Here is a 21,335-nt window from a genome sequence, read left to right as displayed (position 1 = left end):
CGAGCGGATTCTGCTGTAATAACCCTTCATCAGGCCCTTTTCTGTAAATCTATAAAAAAATTCATTTCATAGACATAAGGCGGTCGGACAACATCATACACATATAGTGTCCTATCATCAACTCAATGATGCTTTGTCCCGGGAACGAATGTGGGGAGGGAATCTTTTTGGAAAAGGTAGATATTTTTAAAGATATTGCAGAACGTACAGGTGGCGATATTTATTTAGGCGTTGTAGGCGCAGTCAGAACAGGCAAATCCACTTTCATCAAAAAATTCATGGAACTGGTCGTGCTTCCGAATATTGCAAATGAAGCGGACAGAACCCGGGCGCAGGATGAACTGCCGCAAAGCGCGGCCGGGAAAACGATTATGACAACCGAACCGAAATTTGTGCCGAACCAGGCGGTCGCCGTCCATGTCGATGAAGGGCTTGACGTGAACATCCGGCTTGTCGACTGCGTCGGCTATACGGTTCCAGGCGCAAAAGGGTATGAGGACGAAAACGGGCCGCGCATGATCCACACGCCTTGGTACGAAGAGCCGATTCCTTTCCATGAAGCGGCGGAAATCGGCACACGAAAAGTGATCCAGGAACATTCCAGCATCGGAGTCGTCATTACAACGGACGGCACGATCGGCGAAATTCCGCGCGAAGATTACGTGGAGGCGGAAGAACGGGTTGTTGCGGAATTAAAAGAAGTCGGGAAACCGTTTATCATCGTCGTGAATTCGGCAAAGCCGCACCACCCGGAAACGGAAATACTGAGAAAAGAACTGCAGGAAAAATACGATCTGCCGGTTTTGGCGATGTCCGTTGAAAGCATGCGCGAGGCCGATGTCTTAAATGTGTTGCGGGAAGCGCTGTTTGAATTCCCGGTTCTGGAAGTAAATGTAAATCTACCGAGCTGGGTGATGGTGTTAAAAGAGAACCACTGGCTAAGGGAAAATTACCAAAACTCCGTGAAAGAATCGGTGAAAGACATTAAACGGCTTCGCGATGTCGACCGCGTTGTGCAGGCGTTTAACGAATATGACTTTATTGAAAGTGCGAGCCTTGCCGGCATCGAGATGGGTCAGGGGGTTGCGGAAATCGACCTCGAGGCGCCGGATGAACTGTATGACCAGGTCTTAAAAGAAATTGTCGGCGTCGAAATCCGCGGAAAAGACCATCTGCTCGAACTGATGCAGGATTTTGCCCATGCAAAGTCAGAGTACGACCAGATTTCCGATGCCTTAAAAATGGTGAAACAGACCGGTTACGGTATCGCTTCCCCGTCCTTGCAGGATATGAGTCTTGACGAACCGGAAATCATCCGCCAGGGGTCGCGTTTCGGCGTCCGGCTCAAAGCGGTGGCGCCTTCCATCCACATGATCAAAGTCGATGTGGAATCGGAATTTGCGCCGATCATCGGGACGGAAAAACAGAGCGAAGAACTTGTGCGGTACCTCATGCAGGATTTTGAGGATGACCCGCTGTCGATTTGGAATTCCGATATATTCGGCCGCAATTTAAGCTCGATCGTCAGGGAGGGGATCCAAGCAAAACTGTCGCTCATGCCGGAAAACGCCCGCTATAAACTGAAAGAAACGCTTGAACGGATCATCAATGAAGGATCGGGCGGCCTGATCGCCATTATTTTGTAAAGGGGATACGCGGTATTCCCTTTTTTGTTGCCTGTAACCCTGGATTCCTCCATTTCCACCTTTCATTTTTGGAAAAAAGATGAAAAGTTTCCCTCTATTAGCGAATTTTTCTTGCACCCACCATGCGATTATGATAATCTTTTAACAGAATTGGTGTTGCTGAAATGCCTAATTCTATCGGTTTTTAACGTTTAATATGATGAAAAACCGTATACAATGATGACTAGAAACTGGAAATGCCTTCTAAGTTTCTCTGGGAGGAGGTGAATGGAATGAACAAAACTGATTTAATCAATGCGGTGGCGGAAGCTACGGAACTTTCCAAAAAAGACACCACAAAAGCAGTTGATGCTGTTTTCGATACAATCCAAAATGCATTGGCAAAAGGAGACAAAGTCCAATTAATCGGTTTTGGCAACTTTGAAGTGCGCGAACGCGCAGCCCGAAAAGGAAGAAACCCTCAAACCGGTGAGGAAATCGAAATTGCAGCAAGCAAAGTGCCTGCATTCAAACCGGGAAAAGCGCTTAAAGACGCAGTAAAATAATTACATATGTTTGGCTTTGAGCGAAAAAAAGGCTGCCTAGGCAGCCTTTTTTTAATACAGGCTCCAGGAATTCCAAAAAAGGATGCACCTGTGTTTTGCAAATTTTCCGGATTACGGCTGTAAAAACTGGGCAAAATAAAAGTACCTTTTAAATTCGTGCGTTTTTTCAACAATCCGCTTTGACTGGCCCCTGCACTATGATAAGATTAAACATATATTATGGATTTTACGGAAAAGAGAGAGAAAGGAGGGGCAGGATGAAAGCAGATTCGCAGGCGGATTTTATTGTGGTAAAGGCTTTGCAGGACGGTGTGAGTGTGATCGGGTTGTCAAGGGGCACTGACACAAAACTAAACCATACGGAAATGCTGGATCAAGGAGAGGTGCTTGTAGCGCAGTTTACCGAACATACTTCCATGATCAAGATCCGAGGGAATGCGCAAGTTTTAACAAGCATCGGGGATTTGGAAAGCGGGCCGGAAAAATAAACCGAAACCAATTTCTTAACGGCCGATTTCCATATGTGATATAATTAACTACAGCTTAATTTTAGGCGAGATCAACGAAGAAACGGGGAAAGGGTTATGTCATTGCTTGAACGGGAGCAGCAAGTTGCCGCGATTAAAAAATTGATAGAGCAGGAAGTTGCACATGATTATTTGAATCAATATATCGATGCCCCGTACATAGATGAAGACCGGATATTGCTGTTAACCACAAGCCTTGCGGGGCAGCCGTATTCGGAAAATGAAGTGAAGCAGTTTGTTGCGACCGCCATGCTGATCCAAATTGCCCTTGATACCCATGAAAAAGTGACCAATGTGAACGAAAAGCAGAGAAACCGCCAGCTGACGGTATTGGCAGGGGATTATTTCAGCAGCCTGTATTACAAACTGCTCGCAGGTGTGCGCAATGTGAAGCTTGTCGGTGTGTTGGCGGAGGGGATTAAATCCGTCAATGAGTATAAAGTGATGCTTTACCGGCTTGATGATTCCGATGCAGAAACATTCGTCGGCCATTTGAAAAAAACCGAATCCGGGATCATCACGAAATTTATGCAGTTTTTTAATTCGCAGCCGCTCATCCGTTTAAGCGAAGAACTGCTTTTGTTTAACCGGCTGTTAAGGGAAAAAGAAATGGCCGAAAGCGGCGGTTATTCCATGCTGCTTGATGCGCTCAAAACATTTACCTTTCCCGGCGAAAAACGGCCTTTTCAACAGCTGCCGCATGACAAAAAACGCATATTGTTTTATCGATGCGAAAATATCGTGAAAGAAAGTTTTCATGCGCTGCAGGGCGCCAGTGAAACTGTATCCGGCGCAAACCAAATGCTTTTGGACAGAATCCGCCTGCTGCTGGGCCGGTACGCCAATACAACGAGATTATATGCGGAAGAAGGGTAAAACTGATGATGCCAAAAGAAGAACGGGTTCACGCTGTTTTTGAAAAAATCTCAAAAAACTATGATTATATGAACTCGGTGATCAGCCTCAGGCAGCATAAAAGATGGCGCAATGAGACGATGAGAAAAATGGCTGTTAAAAAGGGGAGCACCGCACTTGACCTTTGCTGTGGCACGGCGGACTGGACGATTGCCCTGGCGGAAGCCGCAGGGGAAAGCGGTAAAGTGACCGGGCTCGATTTCAGCGAAAACATGCTTGAAGTCGCAAGGAAAAAAGTGGATGCGCTTCAGCTGAAAAATGTCGAACTCATTCACGGCAATGCAATGGAACTACCGTTTGAAGACAATACATTTGATTATGTGACGGTCGGGTTTGGATTAAGGAATGTCCCGGATTACAGGCAGGTTTTGCGCGAAATGCACAGGGTTCTGAAGCCGGGCGGCATGGCGGCCTGCCTCGAAACGTCCCAGCCGACAGTGCCGGGGTACCGGGAACTTTATTATTTTTATTTTCGCCGGATCATGCCGCTCCTTGGGAAATGGTTTGCCAAAAGCTATGAAGAGTATTCATGGCTCCAAGAGTCGGCGCGGAATTTCCCGGGAATGGAAGAACTGGCTGAAGCTTTTTCAGAAACGGGATTTGGGCGTATTTTGTATAAGCCGTTTGCCGGCGGCGCCGCGGCAGCGCATATCGCTTTTAAAGAGAAATCATGATCGGGTGGAGACGGAATGAAAGTACAAATGCTGTATTCGTTTTTAAAAAAGGACATTGATCTCATTGAAAAAGAATTGGAAAATGCCGTTGCTTCGAACTCCACTTTAATCAAGCAGGCCTCCGTCAACCTGTTGAAGGCAGGGGGGAAAAGGATCCGCCCTGTGTTTGTGCTGCTTGGCGCCAAATTCGGAAACTACGAAATTGAACGCGTAAAAAATGTGGCGGTTGCTTTGGAGCTGATCCATATGGCGTCTCTTGTGCACGACGATGTCATTGACGATTCCAAACTGCGCAGGGGAAAGCCGACTGTGCAAGCCGAATGGGACAACAGGATAGCGATGTATACGGGAGACTATATTTTGGCAAGCGCCCTTGAGTATATTACAAAAGTGGACGACTTGTCCGCACATCAAATTTTGGCGGATACGCTTGTCGAAGTATGTGTCGGTGAAATCGAACAAATCAAGGATAAATACCGGTTCAACCAAAATTTGCGCTGCTATTTGCGGCGGATTAAGCGGAAAACAGCTTTGCTGATTGCAGTCAGCTGCCAGCTGGGGGCGATTGCGGCGGGCGCAAGCGACAAGATCCACCGGCAATTGTTCCGTTTCGGCTACAATGTCGGCATGAGCTACCAAATTATCGATGATATTTTGGATTTTACCGGCACGGAGAAGCAGCTCGGGAAACCTGCGGGAGAAGACCTGCGCCAGGGCAATGTAACGCTGCCAGTGCTCTTTGCCATGGAGGATCCCGCTATTAAAAAGCGGCTCGAAAACGTCCACGAGCATATGCCAAAATCTGAACTGGCTGCAACGATCGACATGATCAAACAATCCGGTGCGATCGAAAAATCGTATGAAGTCAGCCGGTGCTACCTCGTCAAGGCGCTCGATTCGCTTCACGGGCTTCCGGACAGCCGTTTTAAAAAAACTCTTGAGGATCTGGCGCGGTATATGGGAAAAAGGAAATTTTAACAAGGCTAATCGGGAGGGTGCCGCCGGGGTGCCCCCTTATTTTTCGTTCCGGGAAAAATCGAAGCGCTTACTTGAAAAATATTGAGATTTTACCGGCAAAATGATACTATCTTTTATGGCTGTACATAATTCTGGAAATCAAAACGAATGGAGTGGATGTATTTTGGAAAGGACTTTTTTAATGGTAAAACCGGACGGGGTACAAAGGCAGCTGATCGGGGAAATCGTTTCCCGTTTTGAAAAAAAAGGATTCCGCCTTGTCGGGGCGAAGCTCATGCAAATTTCGACGGAGCTTGCCGAGAAACATTACGCGGAACATAAAGAGCGGCCTTTCTTCGGCGACCTGGTGGAATTTATCACTTCCGGCCCGGTCTTTGCAATGGTTTGGGAAGGTGAAAATGTCATCGCGACTGCACGGCAAATGATGGGCAAAACAAATCCGGCTGAAGCCGCGCCGGGAACGATCCGCGGCGATTACGGCATGATTGTCAGCAAAAATATCATTCATGGGTCGGACTCCGAAGAAAGCGCAAAACGCGAAATTTCGCTGTTTTTCCGCGAAGACGAGCTGCTTTCTTACAGCCGGCCTCTTGATTCTTCCATCTATTGACCGGCAATTCACAGTTTGGCGCATTTTTTCTCCGCGCCAATCTTTTTTTATGCTAAAATATGCATATACAATCGGCTCTTAATCGGCCTTAAACACGCGGCTATGTTAAAATTTATTGTTGATTATCGCGAAATTTGCTTGTTTTCCGTACGCGTCGCGAGCCTCTTCGCTTGATACCTTGCTGCGGGGTCTTGCCTGGCTTGCTTATCCCGCAGGAGTCTAAGAAATTAGCGATCGTCAACATTGATCACGAACATAGCCAAACAAATTAGAAAAACCATGGGGAAATGCATGATGAGTATTGGACTGGATGATTACGGCCGTTTCATTGCGCAGATGAAAAAGAAAACAGGGATTGATTTATCCCTTTATAAAGAAGCGCAAATGAAAAGGCGGCTAACAACTTTATATGAAAAAAGGGGCTTTTCCTCTTTCTGCGAGTTCTTTCAGGCATTGGACCGGGATGAACGGTTGCTTGAAGAATTTTTGGACAGAATGACGATAAATGTTTCAGAATTTTACAGAAATAAATCAAGATGGGATGTTCTCGAACAGAAAATACTGCCCCGTTTGCTGAAAGAAAGGGGAGACAGGTTAAAAATCTGGAGTGCGGCCGCTTCGACGGGCGAAGAACCATATACGATCGCCATGATCCTATCGAAATTTATGCCGCTTGACAAAGTGAAAATTTTGGCGACGGATATCGACAAAAATGCAATTGAAAAAGCTTTGGCAGGGGTTTATTCCGAGAGATCGATCATGGAAGTCCCGCCGGAGATGAAACGGAAGTACTTTAAAAAAAGCGGCGGCAACTTTTACCAAATTGCGGATGAAATTAAGGGAACTGTTACCTTTAAGCGCCATAATTTGCTTGCAGACCCGTATCCGGATGCGGATTTGATCGTCTGCCGGAATGTCTTGATTTATTTTACCGAAGAAGCGAAAAACATGGTTTACGAAAATTTCAGCCGTGCGCTGCATCAAAACGGCGCCTTGTTTGTCGGCAGCACGGAACAAATTTTTAATCCGGCTGCGTACGGGTTTGAAATAGAAGATACTTTTTTTTATAAAAAAATATAATGCGGCCGGAAAATTTATGTTTTAAATTTTCAAATGATATATCCGAATCCGAAATATTGTGATATAGTATAACATATGTAATGCTTTAAAGTGATGAAGGGGGACGTCAAATGAGATATTTAACGGCTGGAGAGTCGCACGGGCCGGCGCTGACCACGATCATCGAAGGGCTTCCTGCGGGGCTGCCATTAACCGCGGAAGATATCAATACCGACCTTGCAAGAAGGCAGAAAGGGTACGGGCGCGGCCGGAGAATGCAGATTGAAAAAGACAGGGCCGTCATTTCCGCAGGCGTCCGCCACGGTTTTACCCTCGGTTCGCCGGTAGCGTTGACGGTGGAAAACAAAGACTGGACCCACTGGACGAAAATCATGGGCATTGAGCCTCGCACGGAGGATGCGGAAGAAGTGAAACGGCGCGTCACACGCCCGCGTCCGGGGCATGCCGATCTGGTCGGCGGGATCAAATACGGCCATAGGGATATGCGCAACGTTTTGGAAAGGTCTTCTGCGCGGGAGACTACGGTCCGCGTTGCGGCGGGGGCTGTCGCGAAAAAACTGCTGAAGGAACTGGGGATTGAAGTCGCTTCCCATGTGCTCGAAATCGGGGGCGTGCGCGCGGAGCATACGCAGTACCGCTCTTTGGAAGACTTACGGGAAAAAGCGGAAGCGTCCCCGGTGCGCTGCTATGATGATGAGGCTGCCCAAAAAATGATGGAAGCCATTGATGAAGCGAAGAAAAAAGGGGATTCGATTGGCGGCATTGTCGAAGTGGTGGCAACAGGCATGCCTGCCGGGGTCGGGAGTTATGTGCATTACGACCGGAAGCTCGATGCAAAGCTTGCACATGCCATTGTCAGCATCAACGCGTTCAAGGGCGTGGAGTTCGGGCTTGGCTTTGAAATGGCGCACCGTTTCGGCAGTGAAGTCCATGATGAAATCATCTGGTCGGAAGCGGAAGGTTATACGCGCAAAACGAATCGGCTCGGCGGCTTTGAAGGCGGGATGACAACGGGGATGCCGATTGTAGTCCGCGGAGTAATGAAGCCGATCCCGACGCTTTATAAACCGCTGCAAAGCGTCGATATTGAAACGAAAGAACCGTTTGCGGCCAGCATCGAACGTTCCGATAGTTGCGCGGTACCCGCAGCGAGTGTCGTTGCCGAAGCAGCAGTTGCCTGGGAACTGGCTGAAGCGATCGTCGGCCAATTTTACAGCGACCGGATGGATGTGCTGAAACAAACAGTGGACGCGCAAAGAGAATACGGAAGGTTGTTTTAAATGGAATCGATCATCATTGACACAGAGACAAAACAATATCCGGTATACATAGGCAGCGGCCTGCTTGAAGAGCTCCGTCCGCTTGTTGAAAAATATACGCGCGTTATGGTTATTACTGACAAAAATGTCCGATCGCTCCATTTGGATGCGTTGCTAAATCATCTGCCGGAAGGGGCGGAAAACTGCGTGTTTACAGCGCCGGCCGGGGAAGATGCAAAAACGTTTGAAGTATATAAAGATGCTTTAACTTTTGCCGTCCGGCACCATTTGGACCGCAAATCGTGCATCCTGGCTTTCGGCGGGGGCGCGGTCGGTGATCTGGCCGGTTTTGTGGCTGCGACTTATATGCGGGGGATCGCGTTCATTCAGATCCCGACAACGATTTTGGCCCATGACAGCGCGGTCGGCGGCAAAGTGGCCATCAACCATCCGCTCGGGAAAAATCTTGTTGGCGTATTTTACCAACCTAAATTTGTGCTGTACGATACCGATTTTCTCCGTACGCTGCCAAAAGTGCAGCGGTTAAGCGGATTTGCCGAACTCGTCAAGCATGCGTTTATTTCGGATGAAGCTTTTTTGTCGGAACTGAAAAAAGAAGTACCGGACGGAGACCATATTTTATCACCCCGGCTGCCGGAACTGTTGAAAAAAGGTATCAAGGTCAAAGCCAATATTGTCCAAAAAGATGAAAAAGAGACGGGAGTGCGCGCTTTTTTGAATTTCGGGCACACGCTCGGTCATGCGCTTGAAGCACACGGCGGATATGGGGCCATTACGCACGGGGAAGCGGTCATGACCGGAATGGTGTATGCCCTTATGATCAGCAGGAAGCAGGCCGGCCTCCAATTCAATTTGGAAAAATTCACGGGCTGGATTGGGCAGCTCGGCTACGATTGGAAAATCCCGTCTGGTGCCAAATTTAAAGAAATTTATGCCTACATGGAGCGGGACAAAAAAACGATTGCCCAAAAGCCACGGTTTGTCCTTTTAAAATCCATCGGCGAACCGGAGCTTGCGGAAGTGGACAAGGAACTGCTCAGGAGCTTGTTTGAACTTCAGCAGAAAGGGAGGCTTGCATAAATATGATTCGCGGCATACGCGGGGCTACGACGGTCGACAGGGATGAAGAAGGGGCCATCCTTGCCGCCGCGGAAGAATTGATGAAGGCTTTGATTGAAAAAAACCAAATTGAGCCGGAGCGGGTGGCTTCCCTCTTTTTTTCGGTGACAGCGGACATCCGCGCGGCTTTCCCGTCCAAAATCATGCGTAAATTCCATGATTGGAAATATGTGCCGATCATGAATATGCAGGAAATTCCGGTTGAAGGAAGCCTTGCCGGGTGCATCCGGGTGCTAATCCATGTTGACACCGAGTTGGCGCAGGATGAAATCAAGCATGTTTATTTGCGCCGCGCATCCGTGCTTCGTCCGGATTTAAAAGTATTGGAATAGGAGTATAAACAATGAAATGGAGAACACAGATTACAGATTTAGAGGCATATGTGCCCGGAAAAACGATAGATGAAGTAAAAAAACAGTTCGGCCTGGATTCTATTGTGAAACTGGCATCCAATGAGAATCCGTTCGGCTATTCCCCGAAAGTGGATGAAGTTTTAAAAAACTTCCATGCTTCTTTTACTTTATATCCTGACGGGTATGCGACCCGGCTGAGGGAAGAAATGGCCGCCTTTTTGGGGGTCAGTGAAAAACAGCTGATTTTCGCGAACGGTACGGATGAGCTCATTCAAATCGTTTCAAGATCGCTGCTGGAGCCGGGCAAAAATACTGTCATGGCAGCTCCGACTTTTTCCCAATATCGCCACAATGCTGTGATTGAAGGGGCGGAAGTGCGGGAAGTGCCTTTAAAAGGCGGCCGGCATGATCTTGATGCAATGCTTGAACAAATCGATGAAAATACGGCAATTGTCTGGATTTGCAGCCCGAACAATCCGACGGGAACGTATACAACCGAAAAAGAATTAACGGCTTTTCTTGACCGGGTGCCGGAAGAAGTGCTCGTTTTTCTCGATGAGGCGTACGGTGAATATGTAGTGGCAGATGACTATTACGATTCCCTGCAATTATTCCGGAAATACAGCAACCTGATCGTCAGCCGCACATTTTCAAAAATTTACGGGCTTGCCAGTTTCCGTGTCGGATACGGGATTGCAAATGAAGCGGTCATCAGGGGGCTTGAGCCGGTCCGCCCGCCTTTTAACACAAACGTGCTCGGACAGATGGCGGCGATGGCGGCCATCAAAGACCAGGATTTTATCCGGGAATGCCGGGAAAAAAACCGGCGGGGGCTTCAGCAGTTTTATGATTTCTGTGGCCGTGCGGGGCTCTTCTACTATCCGTCGCAGACGAATTTTATTTTAATAGATTTCAAGTGTGACAGTGATAAAGTGTTCCAGTTTTTATTGCGGCACGGGTATATTGTGCGCTCCGGAAAACCGCTCGGGTTCCCGACATCGGTACGGGTCACGGTCGGGACGGAAGAACAGAACAATGGCGTCATCCAAAAAATGGGGGCTTTTCTTAAAGAGCTGCCTTCCGTGTTGCAATAACGCGATATTAGCCGATTTTGCCGTCCGGGCTTTAAAACGGTATTGAACAGGCCGCAACTGGCGGCGTTTCTAAAGTTTGATCTTTCGGGCGGCCAGCTTCCATAAGCTTGCGCCGTTTGACATGATATGAGGTGGATATCCCTTGCAAGGAAAAGTTTTCGTGATCGGGCTCGGCTTAATCGGGGGGTCCATCGCCCTTGCCATTAAAAAAGAACACCCTGAAGCCACGGTCATCGGGTTTGACGCCAGACTGGAAGAAATGAAGATGGCAAAAGCGATGATGGTGGTGGACGGCTATGTGGAAAACATCAAAGGTGGCGCAGCCGGGGCCGACTTGATCATTTTAGCGACGCCGGTGCTTGTGACGGAAAAACTGGTCCGGCAGTTGCTGCAGATGGAATTGAAAGAAAATGTGATCGTGACGGATACGGGCAGCACAAAAGAAAGCATCATGGCACAGGCTGTGCAGTTTAAAGAAAAAGGCATCGTGTTTATTGGCGGGCACCCGATGGCCGGTTCGCATAAAAGTGGTGTGACTGCCGCCAAACCTACCCTTTTTGAAAATGCTTTTTATTTGCTCGCGCCGTACGATAAACGTTCAAAAATGAAAACGGAAGAATTGGAGCGCTGGCTGAAAGGGACGCGCGCCAACTTTATTACGGTATCGCCGGAAGAGCATGATGAAATGGTTGCGATCATCAGCCATTTCCCGCATGTGGTTGCAGCGTCTCTTGTGCATCTTGTCAAGGATGCGGATGCGGAATACCCGCTTTTAAAAAGGCTTGCTGCCGGGGGATTCCGCGATATCACAAGGATTGCCTCTTCAAGCCCGCAGATGTGGGCGGATATCTCGATCGGCAACCGGGAAAACCTGATTGCCCTTTTGGACCGTTGGACGGAAAATCTGCAAAAAGTCAAAAGGGCGCTCGAGGAAAGCAAGTACGATGATTTGTTCCGCTTTTACGCGGAAGCGAAACAATACCGCGACCGCCTCCCGATCAGCGGTTCCGGCGCCATTCCTTCGTTCTATGATTTATTCGTCGATATTCCGGATATCCCGGGTGTCGTATCTGAAATTACGAATAAATTGGCGGAAAAAGGCATCTCGATTACCAATATCCGCATCCTTGAAACGCGGGAAGATGTTTACGGCGTACTCAGGATCAGTTTCCGGTCGGAAAAGGACCGCGATAACGCGTTAAAGCTTTTAAAGGAAGAAACCCCGCATGAAGTATATATTCAATAGAAGGTGGTGTTCGCCATGCTGAAATTATCGCCTGCTGAAAAAGGATTGAAAGGGACGATTGAAGTTCCCGGAGACAAATCGATTTCGCACCGTTCGGTGATGTTTGCATCCGTTGCCGAAGGGAGGACAACCGTCGAAAACTTTTTACCCGGCGCCGATTGCCTGAGTACCATCGCGTGTTTTCAAAAACTGGGTGTTACAATCGAACGACACGGGAACCGGGTTGTCGTCGAAGGGAAAGGCTGGAACGGGCTGGAGGAGCCAAAAACCGTGCTGGATACCGGAAATTCTGGAACGACCACCCGCCTGATGCTCGGGATACTCGCAGGCCGTCCTTTCCACTCCGTGATAATCGGCGATGACTCGATCGCAAGGCGGCCGATGAACCGTGTCACAAAGCCGCTCCGCGACATGGGCGCACACATTGACGGCAGGGAAAACGGCAATTTCACGCCGTTATCTGTAAGAGGCGGTGCGCTGCGCCCGATCGATTACCGGATGCCTGTTGCGAGCGCGCAAGTCAAATCGGCGGTCCTTTTAGCAGGGCTCCAGGCGGAAGGAATCACGCGCATCCATGAGCTGCAGCCGACGCGCGACCATACGGAACGCATGATCCGTGCATTCGGCGGAAGCGTGGAAACGGACGGGAAAACGGTAGCCGTTCGTGGTGGGCAGGCTTTGAACGGCACCGATATTTTTGTTCCCGGGGATATATCCTCTGCTGCTTTTTTTATGGCTGCCGCCTGCATTGTCCCGGGAAGCGAAATCATCCTGCCGAATGTTGGGCTGAACCCTACGCGTGCCGGGATCATTGAAGTGCTGGAAAAAATGGGTGCTTCTCTTGAAGTGATAGATAGAAGTGATACAAAGCAGGGTGAACAAAAAGGAACTGTGAAGGTCCGGTTTTCCGCATTAAAAGGGGTGGAAATCAGCGGTGCCCTCATCCCGCGCTTGATCGATGAAATTCCAATCATCGCTCTTCTCGCCACCCAGGCGGAAGGAACGACAGTCATCAAAGACGCGCAGGAACTGAAAGTAAAAGAAACGAACCGCATTGATACGGTTGTTGAAGAACTGAAAAAACTGGGCGCCAAAATCGAAGCAACGGAAGACGGCATGGTCATTGAAGGCCCTAATCGGCTTTTGTGCGGTGCAGTGGACAGCCGCGGGGACCACCGGATCGGCATGATGCTGTCTGTTGCTTCCCTGATCTGCCGGGATGCTGTTTATTTGGAAAACGCAGAAGCCATCAATGTGTCGTATCCGGGCTTTTTCGGCGACCTGAAATCCGTTCTGTAAAGTGAATAAAGTTTGTCAAGTGGCGGAGCGGCGGGCCGCATGGTTCCGGCGCTCCGCCATTTTTTCGCATAAAATAAAGGAATTTTAACATACGATGGAGAAATATTTTGTATGGATATATCCAAATAAAGGCAGACTATTTGCCCTGGCCTTCAAAATTTTTTATGATAAAGTTAACATACAGGAATATACATCAAAGAATATTGGATTAGAGGAAGGTTTTCATGAGCTTAGTTGAACAATTGTTGGATCATTTGGAAGAAGGCCGGCTCGAGAAGGCGAAGAAAGAGTTTGAAGATTTCCTTTCTCTCGGATCGGACGAAGAAAAATATGCGCTTGCCGAACAGCTGATGGGCCTTGGCTTCCTGAATGAAGCCCAGCAATTATATAAAGATCTGCTGGCGTCTTATCCGGACGATGGCGAGCTGATCATCCTGATGGCGGAAACGCTCATTGACATGGATAAAGAAGAAGAAGCAATTTTGTATTTGGACCGCATTTTGGAGACGGACCCCGATTACCCGCGCGCATTGCTTTTGCTCGCCGACTTGTACCAAATGCAGGGACTGTATGAAGTCAGCGAGAAAAAATTGCTGGAAGCATGCACGCTTTTGCCGGAAGAACCGGTTGTCCATTATGCCCTGGCGGAGTTTTATGCTTCGGAAGCCCGCTATGCGGAAGCGGTCCGGGATTATGAGTGGCTTTTGGACAAAGGCATTGAAACGCTGGGGGACACAAATATCCACGGGCGCCTTGCCGAAGTTTTAAGTGCTGCTGGCGCGTTTGAGGATGCGCTCCACCATTATGAACATGCAATGGAAAGCCGCCTTGAAACGAATACTTTATTTGGATATGCCCTGACCGCCTACCAGGCAGGGTTTTATAAAAAAGCGATCGAACTGTTTGAGGAGTTGAGGGAACTCGATCCCGGTTACAACCCGCTGTATCTTTATCTCGGCCGCGCTTATGAACATGAGGGAATGCTTAAAGAAGCACTTTCATCCGCCGAAAAAGGCTTGCGTGAGGATGAGTTCAACAAGGAGCTTTACCATTTTGCCGGAAAAATCGCAGTAAAACTCGGCCGCGAAGAAACGGCGGAACAGTATTTCCAAAAAGCGCTGGAACTTGACCCGGGTTATCTCGATGCAGCCTTGTCGTATAATCAACTGCTTTTGCACGAGGAGCGGTACAATGAAGTGGCGGAGAGAACGGTGAAGATGGAAAAAGAAGGCGATACCGATCCGCAGCTTTACTGGAATCTAGCTGTTTCATTCCGGCACCTTGAAGAATATTCGCAGGCATTAAAGTATTATGGGTACGCATATAATGATTTACAAAACGACCCTGAATTTCTTGAGGATTACGGCTATTTCCTGATTGAGGAAGGAAGAAGGGAACAGGCTGCAGGCATTTTCCGCAGGCTGCTTGAGGAAGACTCGGCAAACGATGAATGGATTTCCCTGCTTGAAAGGCTGGAAGACGGGGTGTAACGGTCCGGGCGGCCGTCCCCGTCCCGCCAAACATTTTCGTAGGCGGTTTGCAATGGAAAAAGGTATAATAAAGATGTAAGCTATGACTTTATCAAAAATGCATCTTTTCCGCGCAATCACGCGGCCATTCAATTTGCAGAGGAGGGATTACCATGGCTCTCACCCCTGTTTCAATCAACGAGAAGAAGGAGTTTATTCGCTGGTTTTTAAATCATTACCAATTAAAGAGAAGAGAATCGGTTTGGATTTTAAATTATTTGATGAGCCACGACCAGCTGATGGAAAAAGTCCATTTTGTTGAAGAAGCGCATCTATGCCCGCGCGGTATCATCATGTCCACCCACTGCGTAGACAATGTGCCGTTCCGCTTTTATAAAGATAACATCATGACAACGGACGCGGAAAAATCTTTCCATGATATCCGGTTAAATCGCGATGAGGATATATACATCCAACTCAACTTTAAGCAATCCCATCTGTCTTACCAGTATGCGGCAGTGCTCGAGGAAAACCCTTATATGCCGAAAGACCTGCATATCAATGATTCTGACCGGCAGTTGGTGGAGAAATTATTGGAGCAAAGCATTAAAGATTTTAAACGCAATCAATTGCTGGAAGAAATTGATAAGGCGCTGGATGAAAAAGATTACGTGCGCTTCGTCGAATTAAGCGAACAGATAAAAAAACTGGATGCATGAAAAGTGCTCCCGTGTTTTTTGTTCTGAAAAATGAAAGGGGTATCATATTGCTTTGGTGCGCAAAAGATATGGAATTATATGTACAGGAACGTCCCTTTATTGATACGGCCGTTCTGCCGCTTGTTCCCGTTTCCTTTGATAGAAACATCAGGCAGCTGGCTTCCCAGTTTGAATGGATACAATTTGTGGCTGGCTGCCTTGAATCTCAGTTTAAGGGCCGGATCGTCCTTCTGCCCGCTTTTTCCTATTTGCAGCATACGGCCGCGGAAAGTGCCGGAGCAATGCTTTTGGCATGGGAAGCGGAAATGACCGAAAGCGGGTTCCGGCATATTTTTTACTTGACGAGCGACCCAAGTTGGCAACCCTTCCAGTCTGAATTGAACGGTTCCGTTGTCTGGCTACCGGCTGTCCCGCTTGAACATATGGAGCAAAAACACCGGGAAACGGTCGTGGATGAACAGGTTAAACAATTGATCTCCATTATTGTCCGTGAATGGCAGGAGGATAAAACATAACTATATCAAAATATCAGTTTATTTTGATTAGAAAGATATCAGACACAAATTCGACATATTTTCATTGACCACTTGGAAAGTTTGATCTATGATATTGTTGTATCTATTTGGAATTTCGGAACAATTGAATCGATACTGCCGTAAGGGGGGAACAGGGTGAGTAAAGATCCGGTTTCAAGAAGGCAATTTTTAAATTACACGCTCATGGGTGTAGGCGGTTTTATGGCTGCCGGAGTGGTCATGCCGATGCTTCGCTTTGCCGTTGACCCGGTGCTTGAAGTGGAAGCGGCCGGTAATTTCCATGCTACAAAATTGAAAGTTTCCGATATTACAAGCGAGCCGCAGCGCGTTGATTTTAAATACGAGCAGACGGACGGCTGGTACAAGTCCGATGTGACGCAGACGGCCTGGGTTTATAAGGACGAAAAAGGCGATATTGTGGCGCTGTCCCCGACGTGCAAGCATTTGGGCTGCACCGTGAACTGGAGTACGAACAAGCAACATCCGAACCAGTTCTTTTGCCCATGCCACGGCGGCCGGTACGAAAAAAACGGGAAAAACGTGCCGGGCACACCGCCTGCCGCGCCATTGGATGCATATCCTACGAAAGTAAAGGGCGGGTATTTGTATTTGGGTAAACCGCAGCCAAATCCGTATGTGAAGTGAGGGGGAAGAGATGCTTAGCAAATTGTATGACTGGGTGGATGAACGTCTGGATATTACACCGCTCTGGCGGGATATCGCAGACCACGAAGTGCCGGAACATGTCAACCCGGCGCACCATTTTTCGGCATTTGTCTATTGCTTCGGGGGTTTGACGTTCTTTATTACGGTGATCCAAATTCTTTCCGGCATGTTTTTGACAATGTACTATGTCCCGGATATTAAAAATGCCTGGAATTCCGTCTACTATTTGCAGCATGATGTGGCATACGGCCAAATCGTCAGGGGGATGCACCACTGGGGGGCAAGCCTCGTCATTGTCATGATGTTTTTACATACGCTGCGTGTGTTTTTCCAGGGTGCTTACAAAAAACCGCGTGAACTGAACTGGATTGTCGGCGTATTGATTTTTTTTGTCATGCTTGGGCTCGGCCTGACCGGTTATTTGCTTCCTTGGGATATGAAAGCGCTTTTTGCGACAAAGGTGAGCTTGCAGATTGCGGATTCCGTCCCGTTGATCGGCCCGTACATTAAAACGCTTCTGGCAGGCCATCCGGATATCGTCGGGGCGCAGACGTTGACAAGGTTTTTTGCCATCCACGTCTTTTTCCTGCCGGCGGTTTTGCTGCTTTTGCTTGCCGCCCACTTTTTGATGATCCGCAAGCAGGGGATTTCCGGTCCGCTGTAATGTAAAAAACGATTGATCACGGGCAAAAGGAGGGGAAAGGATGCACCGCGGAAAGGGAATGAAATTTGTTGGCGATTCCAGGGTTAGCGCGGTACGCAAACCGAATGTCCCAAAAGATTATTCGGAGTATCCCGGTAAAACGGAAGCTTTCTGGCCAAATTTTTTGTTAAAGGAATGGTTCGTCGGCGCAGTTTTTCTCGTAGGTTTCTTATGCCTGACCGCCGCTCACCCGGCGCCGCTCGAACGGATTGCGGATCCGACCGACACAAGTTATATTCCGATGCCGGACTGGTATTTTTTATTCCTATATGAACTGTTAAAATATTCGTATTCATCCGGCCCGTACCAGGTGATCGGTCTGGCCATCCCGGGGGTTGCTTTTTTAGCACTGCTGTTGGCGCCGTTTATTGACCGCGGGACTGAACGCCGGCCGCTCAAAAGGCCGCTGGCAACTGGGTTTATGCTGCTTGCGGTTTGCGCAATCTTTTATTTGACATGGGAAGCTGCCGCCCACCATGACTGGAAAAAAGCAAAAGAGCAGGGGAAAATCGTCAAGCAGGTGGCAATCGACAAAAATTCGGATGGCTATAAAATTTTTGCCAAGCAGACTTGTGTAACCTGCCATGGCGGGAACCTCCAAGGAAGTGAGGCGGCGCCTTCCCTTGTGGGTACCGGACTGAGCGCAGATGAAATTGCAAAAATTGCCAGGAAAGGGAAAGGAAATATGCCTCCCAACCAATTCAAAGGATCGGACCAGGATTTGAAAAAATTAGCCGATTTTATTGCGGGATTAAAATCGGAGTAGTTTCGTTTACGAAGAGCCGGCATGTCCGGCTTTTTTCGTTTTCATGCAAATGGTACAATAGGAATATCTTTTTTTGAAAATGAGGGAAAACAATGATCTTACAAGCATTTTATGCCATGTTGGCGGACCGGCGTGTCATATGGGCTTTGTTTTTCATCAATATCATTGGCACCATTTACGGTTATGTCTGGTATGGATGGCAGTTGAAAGCTACGCCGCCGCAATTTTTGCCATTTGTGCCGGACAGCCCGACCGCCAGTCTTTTCTTTGTTTTTGTGCTGCTTTCATTTTTATGGCGGAAGCATAGGCCGTATTTAGAGGCGCTCGCGATGGTGACGCTTTTTAAGTACGGGATTTGGGCGGTTGTGATGAATATATTGATGCTGCTTGTGAACGGCAATTTGCCTTGGCAGGGTTATATGCTGATTGTCTCCCATTTTGCGATGGCCGTCGAGGGCATGTTGTATGCGCCGTTTTACAGATTTAAAATGAAACATCTTTTGGTTGCCGCGGTTTGGACTTTGCATAATGACATTATTGACTACGTGTTTATGCAGTTTCCGCGTTACGAAGATTTATACATGTACATACGCGAAATCGGTTATTTTACATTTTGGCTAAGCATCTTTTCACTTTTCACCGCTTATGTGCTTGCGATCAGGAGCAGTCGGCCCAAATTGGAACTTTAGGCGTGCGCCTTTTCCCCGCCGTGTTTTATTTCAGGCAAAGGAATAAAAAATCCGTACGCACGTGCTCAGCCTCCGCTTTTTTTGGTCTACTCTTGTCCGGCCCTTCATAGATTAGTAACAGTATGAGGGGGGACAAGGATGAGGAGAAAAGTAGCGATCCTTCTTTGTGTGTTAATGTTATGCTTTGCCGGAAAAAGTATTGCGAAAAGCCCCGCAGGATCGATGGCGCGTTTAAACGATTTAAGCGATGAAGCCCTGCAGCTTACAAAAAACGGGCAATATGAAGAAGCGAAAAATGTGCTTCGCGAATTTTCGGATGAATTTGCCAAGCAATCACTGAATGATAAACATTTGACGATGGACGAGCTGAGAATTTTGACGGTTACACATGACGAAGCGGTGAAAGCTTTAACAAAAGCAAGCGTGCAGCCTGAAGAGAAAGTGGATGCCTGCACATCGTTCCGCCTCGTTGTCGATGCTCTTCAATCGAAATACCAACCGCTTTGGACGGAAATGGAAGAACCGGTGATGGCTTCGTTTGCGGAGGTCAAAAAAGCCGCCGCATCGGGCAACACAGAAACCTATAACGAGAAGTTAAACCAATTTTTAAAACAATTTTCAGTTATCGAGCCGAGTTTAAAAGTCGATCTCCCGGTGGAAGAGCTGCAGCGTCTCAATTCAAAAATTTCATTTATTGACAAGTACCGGGCCGAAGTGATGAACGGTGGGTCCGGGGCAAAAGAATTGGATGCGCTTCAATCAAATTTAAAGCAGCTGTTTTCCAAAATGAAAGAAGATGAAGCAGATCCTTCGCTCTGGTGGGTGATGATTTCGACAGGCAGTATTATTATCTTGACTTTATCGTACGTCGGATGGAGAAAATATAAGGGGCAGAAAGAAGAGCGTCAACAGACTGATCATGTGGATTGACCTTTTGACCCTGTTTGAATACAATAGAGTAAAGACAACCATGGAGGGTGGCAAATGTCGTTTCTAATTTACTATCTCATTTTGGCGATTATTCCGATCTGGGCCCAAATGAAGGTAAAAAGGACATACAGTAAATATGAAAGGGTCTATAACGCTTCCGGCATGACAGGTGCTGAAGTGGCAAGAATGATTTTGGATGAGAACGGATTGTACCATGTGAAAGTGCTGGAGCACAGCGGTTTTTTGAGCGACCATTACAACCCGATTGATAAAACCGTCAACTTATCGACGTCCAACTACCACGGCAGGTCCATCGCCGGGGCAGCAGTTGCGGCGCACGAATGCGGGCACGCCATCCAGGATAAGGTGAGCTACGGCCCGCTGCGGTTACGCCACCGCCTTGTTCCGGCGGCAAATCTCGGCAGCAACGCATCCTGGATTTTCATTTTGATTGGCTTGTTCACCCATGCGACAGGGATGTTCCTGCTCGGGATCATATTAATGGCGCTTGCCGTTCTGTTCCAGCTCGTGACATTGCCTGTCGAATTCAATGCTTCTTCACGCGCGTTGAAGCAGGTGACCGCTCTCGGCATCATCCGCGACGGCGAAGAAAGGGAAGCGCGCCAGGTGTTGTCGGCCGCGGCACTGACGTATGTGGCGGCGGCAGCCGTTGCGGTGATTGAACTGCTGCGTTTAATCCTCATCTTTTCCAACTTGAACGGAAACAATAACAACAATAATTAATGCGTTTCGCGGGCTTCCCGTCTGCTTCGGCAGTGCGGGAAGCTTTTTTGCTGTATTGCCGCACACCCCCAAATATAATATAATGATATAGTTTGGTTGTCCCCAACCCGTGGTTCGAAACCATCCCACGCAAAAAAACTAAGGAGAAGATGTACAATGAAATTAAGAACTTTGGCAGTCAACGGCATTTTGGCGGCTTTGTATATTGCCGTGACCTTTTTCATCCAGCCGTTCGGATTTACGAATGTCCAGTTCCGTATTTCCGAAATGTTTAACCATCTTGTTGTATTTAACAAAAAGTATATGATCGGCATTGTTTTAGGGGTGTTTTTAGCGAATTTGTTTTTCTCGCCAATGGTGGCATATGATTTAATTTTCGGCACAGGCCAGTCCATTATTGCATTGCTCATCACGATTTTTTCAACCAGTTTTATAAAAGGCATTTGGGCAAGGATGATGTTCAATACGGCCGTGTTTACAGTCACAATGTTTATGATTGCATGGGAATTGAACCTTGCTTTCCATTATCCTTTCTTCTTGACATGGCTGGCAACCGCTGCGGGTGAGTTTGCTGTCATGCTTGTCGGCGCACCAATCATGTATGCCATCAATAAACGTGTCCGTTTTGAAAAATTGATTTAAATATAGATGTGCCCAACAAAAAGAGCTGCTGGCACCGCGCCGCAGCTCTTTTTTCCGGTGCGCCTGGCATGGTTGCACTCTATAGGGTGAAAGTCCCAAATCACG

At 47.9% G+C, this 21,335-nt stretch carries 24 protein-coding genes and 1 riboswitch; all 24 genes read left to right on the top strand.

Annotation, left to right across the window (positions count from 1 at the left end):
* The first annotated feature begins 167 nt into the window (after window positions 1-167).
* The 24 genes from spoIVA to BpJC4_RS02420 all read left to right on the top strand — a co-directional run bounded on the left by spoIVA (window position 168) and on the right by BpJC4_RS02420 (window position 21,230).
* On the top strand, window positions 168-1,646 hold the full coding sequence (gene spoIVA, locus BpJC4_RS02535; protein WP_151679466.1) for a stage IV sporulation protein A: 1,479 nt from the start codon (window positions 168-170) through the stop codon (window positions 1,644-1,646).
* Window positions 1,647-1,918: 272 nt separating this feature from the next.
* The gene (hbs, locus tag BpJC4_RS02530; protein ID WP_151679465.1) at window positions 1,919-2,191 is read left to right on the top strand and encodes a non-specific DNA-binding protein Hbs; all 273 of its coding nucleotides are present in this window, start codon (window positions 1,919-1,921) and stop codon (window positions 2,189-2,191) included.
* A gap of 257 nt (window positions 2,192-2,448) precedes the next feature.
* Window positions 2,449-2,679 carry a trp RNA-binding attenuation protein MtrB gene (mtrB, locus tag BpJC4_RS02525; protein WP_151681771.1) on the top strand — a complete coding sequence of 77 codons (231 nt, stop codon included), beginning with the start codon at window positions 2,449-2,451 and terminating at the stop codon, window positions 2,677-2,679.
* Window positions 2,680-2,775: 96 nt separating this feature from the next.
* On the top strand, window positions 2,776-3,594 hold the full coding sequence (locus BpJC4_RS02520; RefSeq protein WP_151681772.1) for a heptaprenyl diphosphate synthase component 1: 819 nt from the start codon (window positions 2,776-2,778) through the stop codon (window positions 3,592-3,594).
* Window positions 3,595-3,599: 5 nt separating this feature from the next.
* Window positions 3,600-4,307: a demethylmenaquinone methyltransferase gene (locus BpJC4_RS02515; RefSeq protein ID WP_151681773.1), complete on the top strand. Its 708-nt coding sequence runs from the start codon at window positions 3,600-3,602 to the stop codon at window positions 4,305-4,307.
* Between the two features lie 15 nt (window positions 4,308-4,322).
* Window positions 4,323-5,285 carry a heptaprenyl diphosphate synthase component II gene (gene hepT, locus BpJC4_RS02510; protein ID WP_151681774.1) on the top strand — a complete coding sequence of 321 codons (963 nt, stop codon included), beginning with the start codon at window positions 4,323-4,325 and terminating at the stop codon, window positions 5,283-5,285.
* A gap of 163 nt (window positions 5,286-5,448) precedes the next feature.
* Window positions 5,449-5,895 (top strand): nucleoside-diphosphate kinase, encoded by a 447-nt coding sequence (gene ndk / locus BpJC4_RS02505; RefSeq protein ID WP_151681775.1) that lies wholly within the window; start codon window positions 5,449-5,451, stop codon window positions 5,893-5,895.
* Window positions 5,896-6,189: 294 nt separating this feature from the next.
* The gene (locus tag BpJC4_RS02500; protein ID WP_151681776.1) at window positions 6,190-6,975 is read left to right on the top strand and encodes a CheR family methyltransferase; all 786 of its coding nucleotides are present in this window, start codon (window positions 6,190-6,192) and stop codon (window positions 6,973-6,975) included.
* A 110-nt stretch (window positions 6,976-7,085) separates the two neighbouring features.
* On the top strand, window positions 7,086-8,255 hold the full coding sequence (gene aroC, locus BpJC4_RS02495; RefSeq protein ID WP_151681777.1) for a chorismate synthase: 1,170 nt from the start codon (window positions 7,086-7,088) through the stop codon (window positions 8,253-8,255).
* Window positions 8,256-9,335 carry a 3-dehydroquinate synthase gene (aroB, locus tag BpJC4_RS02490; RefSeq protein WP_151681778.1) on the top strand — a complete coding sequence of 360 codons (1,080 nt, stop codon included), beginning with the start codon at window positions 8,256-8,258 and terminating at the stop codon, window positions 9,333-9,335.
* A gap of 2 nt (window positions 9,336-9,337) precedes the next feature.
* Window positions 9,338-9,706: a chorismate mutase gene (gene aroH / locus BpJC4_RS02485; protein ID WP_151681779.1), complete on the top strand. Its 369-nt coding sequence runs from the start codon at window positions 9,338-9,340 to the stop codon at window positions 9,704-9,706.
* Window positions 9,707-9,717: 11 nt separating this feature from the next.
* Window positions 9,718-10,821 carry a histidinol-phosphate transaminase gene (gene hisC, locus BpJC4_RS02480; protein WP_151681780.1) on the top strand — a complete coding sequence of 368 codons (1,104 nt, stop codon included), beginning with the start codon at window positions 9,718-9,720 and terminating at the stop codon, window positions 10,819-10,821.
* Between the two features lie 142 nt (window positions 10,822-10,963).
* On the top strand, window positions 10,964-12,067 hold the full coding sequence (locus BpJC4_RS02475; protein ID WP_151681781.1) for a prephenate dehydrogenase: 1,104 nt from the start codon (window positions 10,964-10,966) through the stop codon (window positions 12,065-12,067).
* Between the two features lie 15 nt (window positions 12,068-12,082).
* On the top strand, window positions 12,083-13,366 hold the full coding sequence (aroA, locus tag BpJC4_RS02470) for a 3-phosphoshikimate 1-carboxyvinyltransferase (RefSeq protein ID WP_151697500.1): 1,284 nt from the start codon (window positions 12,083-12,085) through the stop codon (window positions 13,364-13,366).
* A gap of 224 nt (window positions 13,367-13,590) precedes the next feature.
* The gene (locus BpJC4_RS02465) at window positions 13,591-14,856 is read left to right on the top strand and encodes a tetratricopeptide repeat protein (RefSeq protein ID WP_151681783.1); all 1,266 of its coding nucleotides are present in this window, start codon (window positions 13,591-13,593) and stop codon (window positions 14,854-14,856) included.
* Between the two features lie 152 nt (window positions 14,857-15,008).
* On the top strand, window positions 15,009-15,554 hold the full coding sequence (locus tag BpJC4_RS02460; protein ID WP_151681784.1) for a ReoY family proteolytic degradation factor: 546 nt from the start codon (window positions 15,009-15,011) through the stop codon (window positions 15,552-15,554).
* A gap of 68 nt (window positions 15,555-15,622) precedes the next feature.
* The gene (locus BpJC4_RS02455; RefSeq protein WP_253693973.1) at window positions 15,623-16,069 is read left to right on the top strand and encodes a YpiF family protein; all 447 of its coding nucleotides are present in this window, start codon (window positions 15,623-15,625) and stop codon (window positions 16,067-16,069) included.
* 156 nt (window positions 16,070-16,225) lie between these two features.
* Complete coding sequence (locus BpJC4_RS02450; RefSeq protein ID WP_269467546.1) at window positions 16,226-16,735, top strand: QcrA and Rieske domain-containing protein; 510 nt, start codon at window positions 16,226-16,228, stop codon at window positions 16,733-16,735.
* Between the two features lie 10 nt (window positions 16,736-16,745).
* Complete coding sequence (gene qcrB, locus BpJC4_RS02445) at window positions 16,746-17,420, top strand: menaquinol-cytochrome c reductase cytochrome b subunit (RefSeq protein WP_151681786.1); 675 nt, start codon at window positions 16,746-16,748, stop codon at window positions 17,418-17,420.
* Between the two features lie 40 nt (window positions 17,421-17,460).
* Window positions 17,461-18,225 carry a menaquinol-cytochrome c reductase cytochrome b/c subunit gene (locus BpJC4_RS02440; protein WP_151697499.1) on the top strand — a complete coding sequence of 255 codons (765 nt, stop codon included), beginning with the start codon at window positions 17,461-17,463 and terminating at the stop codon, window positions 18,223-18,225.
* A 92-nt stretch (window positions 18,226-18,317) separates the two neighbouring features.
* Window positions 18,318-18,914, top strand: a complete 597-nt coding sequence (gene lhaT / locus BpJC4_RS02435; protein ID WP_151681788.1) for a lipoprotein heptaprenylglyceryl N-acetyltransferase LhaT — start codon at window positions 18,318-18,320, stop codon at window positions 18,912-18,914.
* Window positions 18,915-19,052: 138 nt separating this feature from the next.
* Window positions 19,053-19,844 (top strand): sporulation protein YpjB, encoded by a 792-nt coding sequence (ypjB, locus tag BpJC4_RS02430; protein WP_151681789.1) that lies wholly within the window; start codon window positions 19,053-19,055, stop codon window positions 19,842-19,844.
* A 54-nt stretch (window positions 19,845-19,898) separates the two neighbouring features.
* Window positions 19,899-20,588, top strand: coding sequence for a zinc metallopeptidase (locus BpJC4_RS02425; RefSeq protein ID WP_151681790.1), 690 nt, complete (start codon window positions 19,899-19,901; stop codon window positions 20,586-20,588).
* Between the two features lie 103 nt (window positions 20,589-20,691).
* Window positions 20,692-20,736, top strand: a riboswitch (PreQ1 riboswitch).
* A gap of 8 nt (window positions 20,737-20,744) precedes the next feature.
* Window positions 20,745-21,230 carry a QueT transporter family protein gene (locus BpJC4_RS02420; RefSeq protein WP_151681791.1) on the top strand — a complete coding sequence of 162 codons (486 nt, stop codon included), beginning with the start codon at window positions 20,745-20,747 and terminating at the stop codon, window positions 21,228-21,230.
* The last annotated feature ends 105 nt before the right edge of the window (window positions 21,231-21,335 follow it).

It is taken from the genome of Weizmannia acidilactici (assembly GCF_008974185.1).
In the GTDB taxonomy this organism is placed as follows: Bacteria; Bacillota; Bacilli; order Bacillales; family Bacillaceae_C; genus Weizmannia; species Weizmannia acidilactici.
Note: the sequence above shows the minus strand (reverse complement) of the source record. Positions and strands in the feature narration are given on the sequence as shown.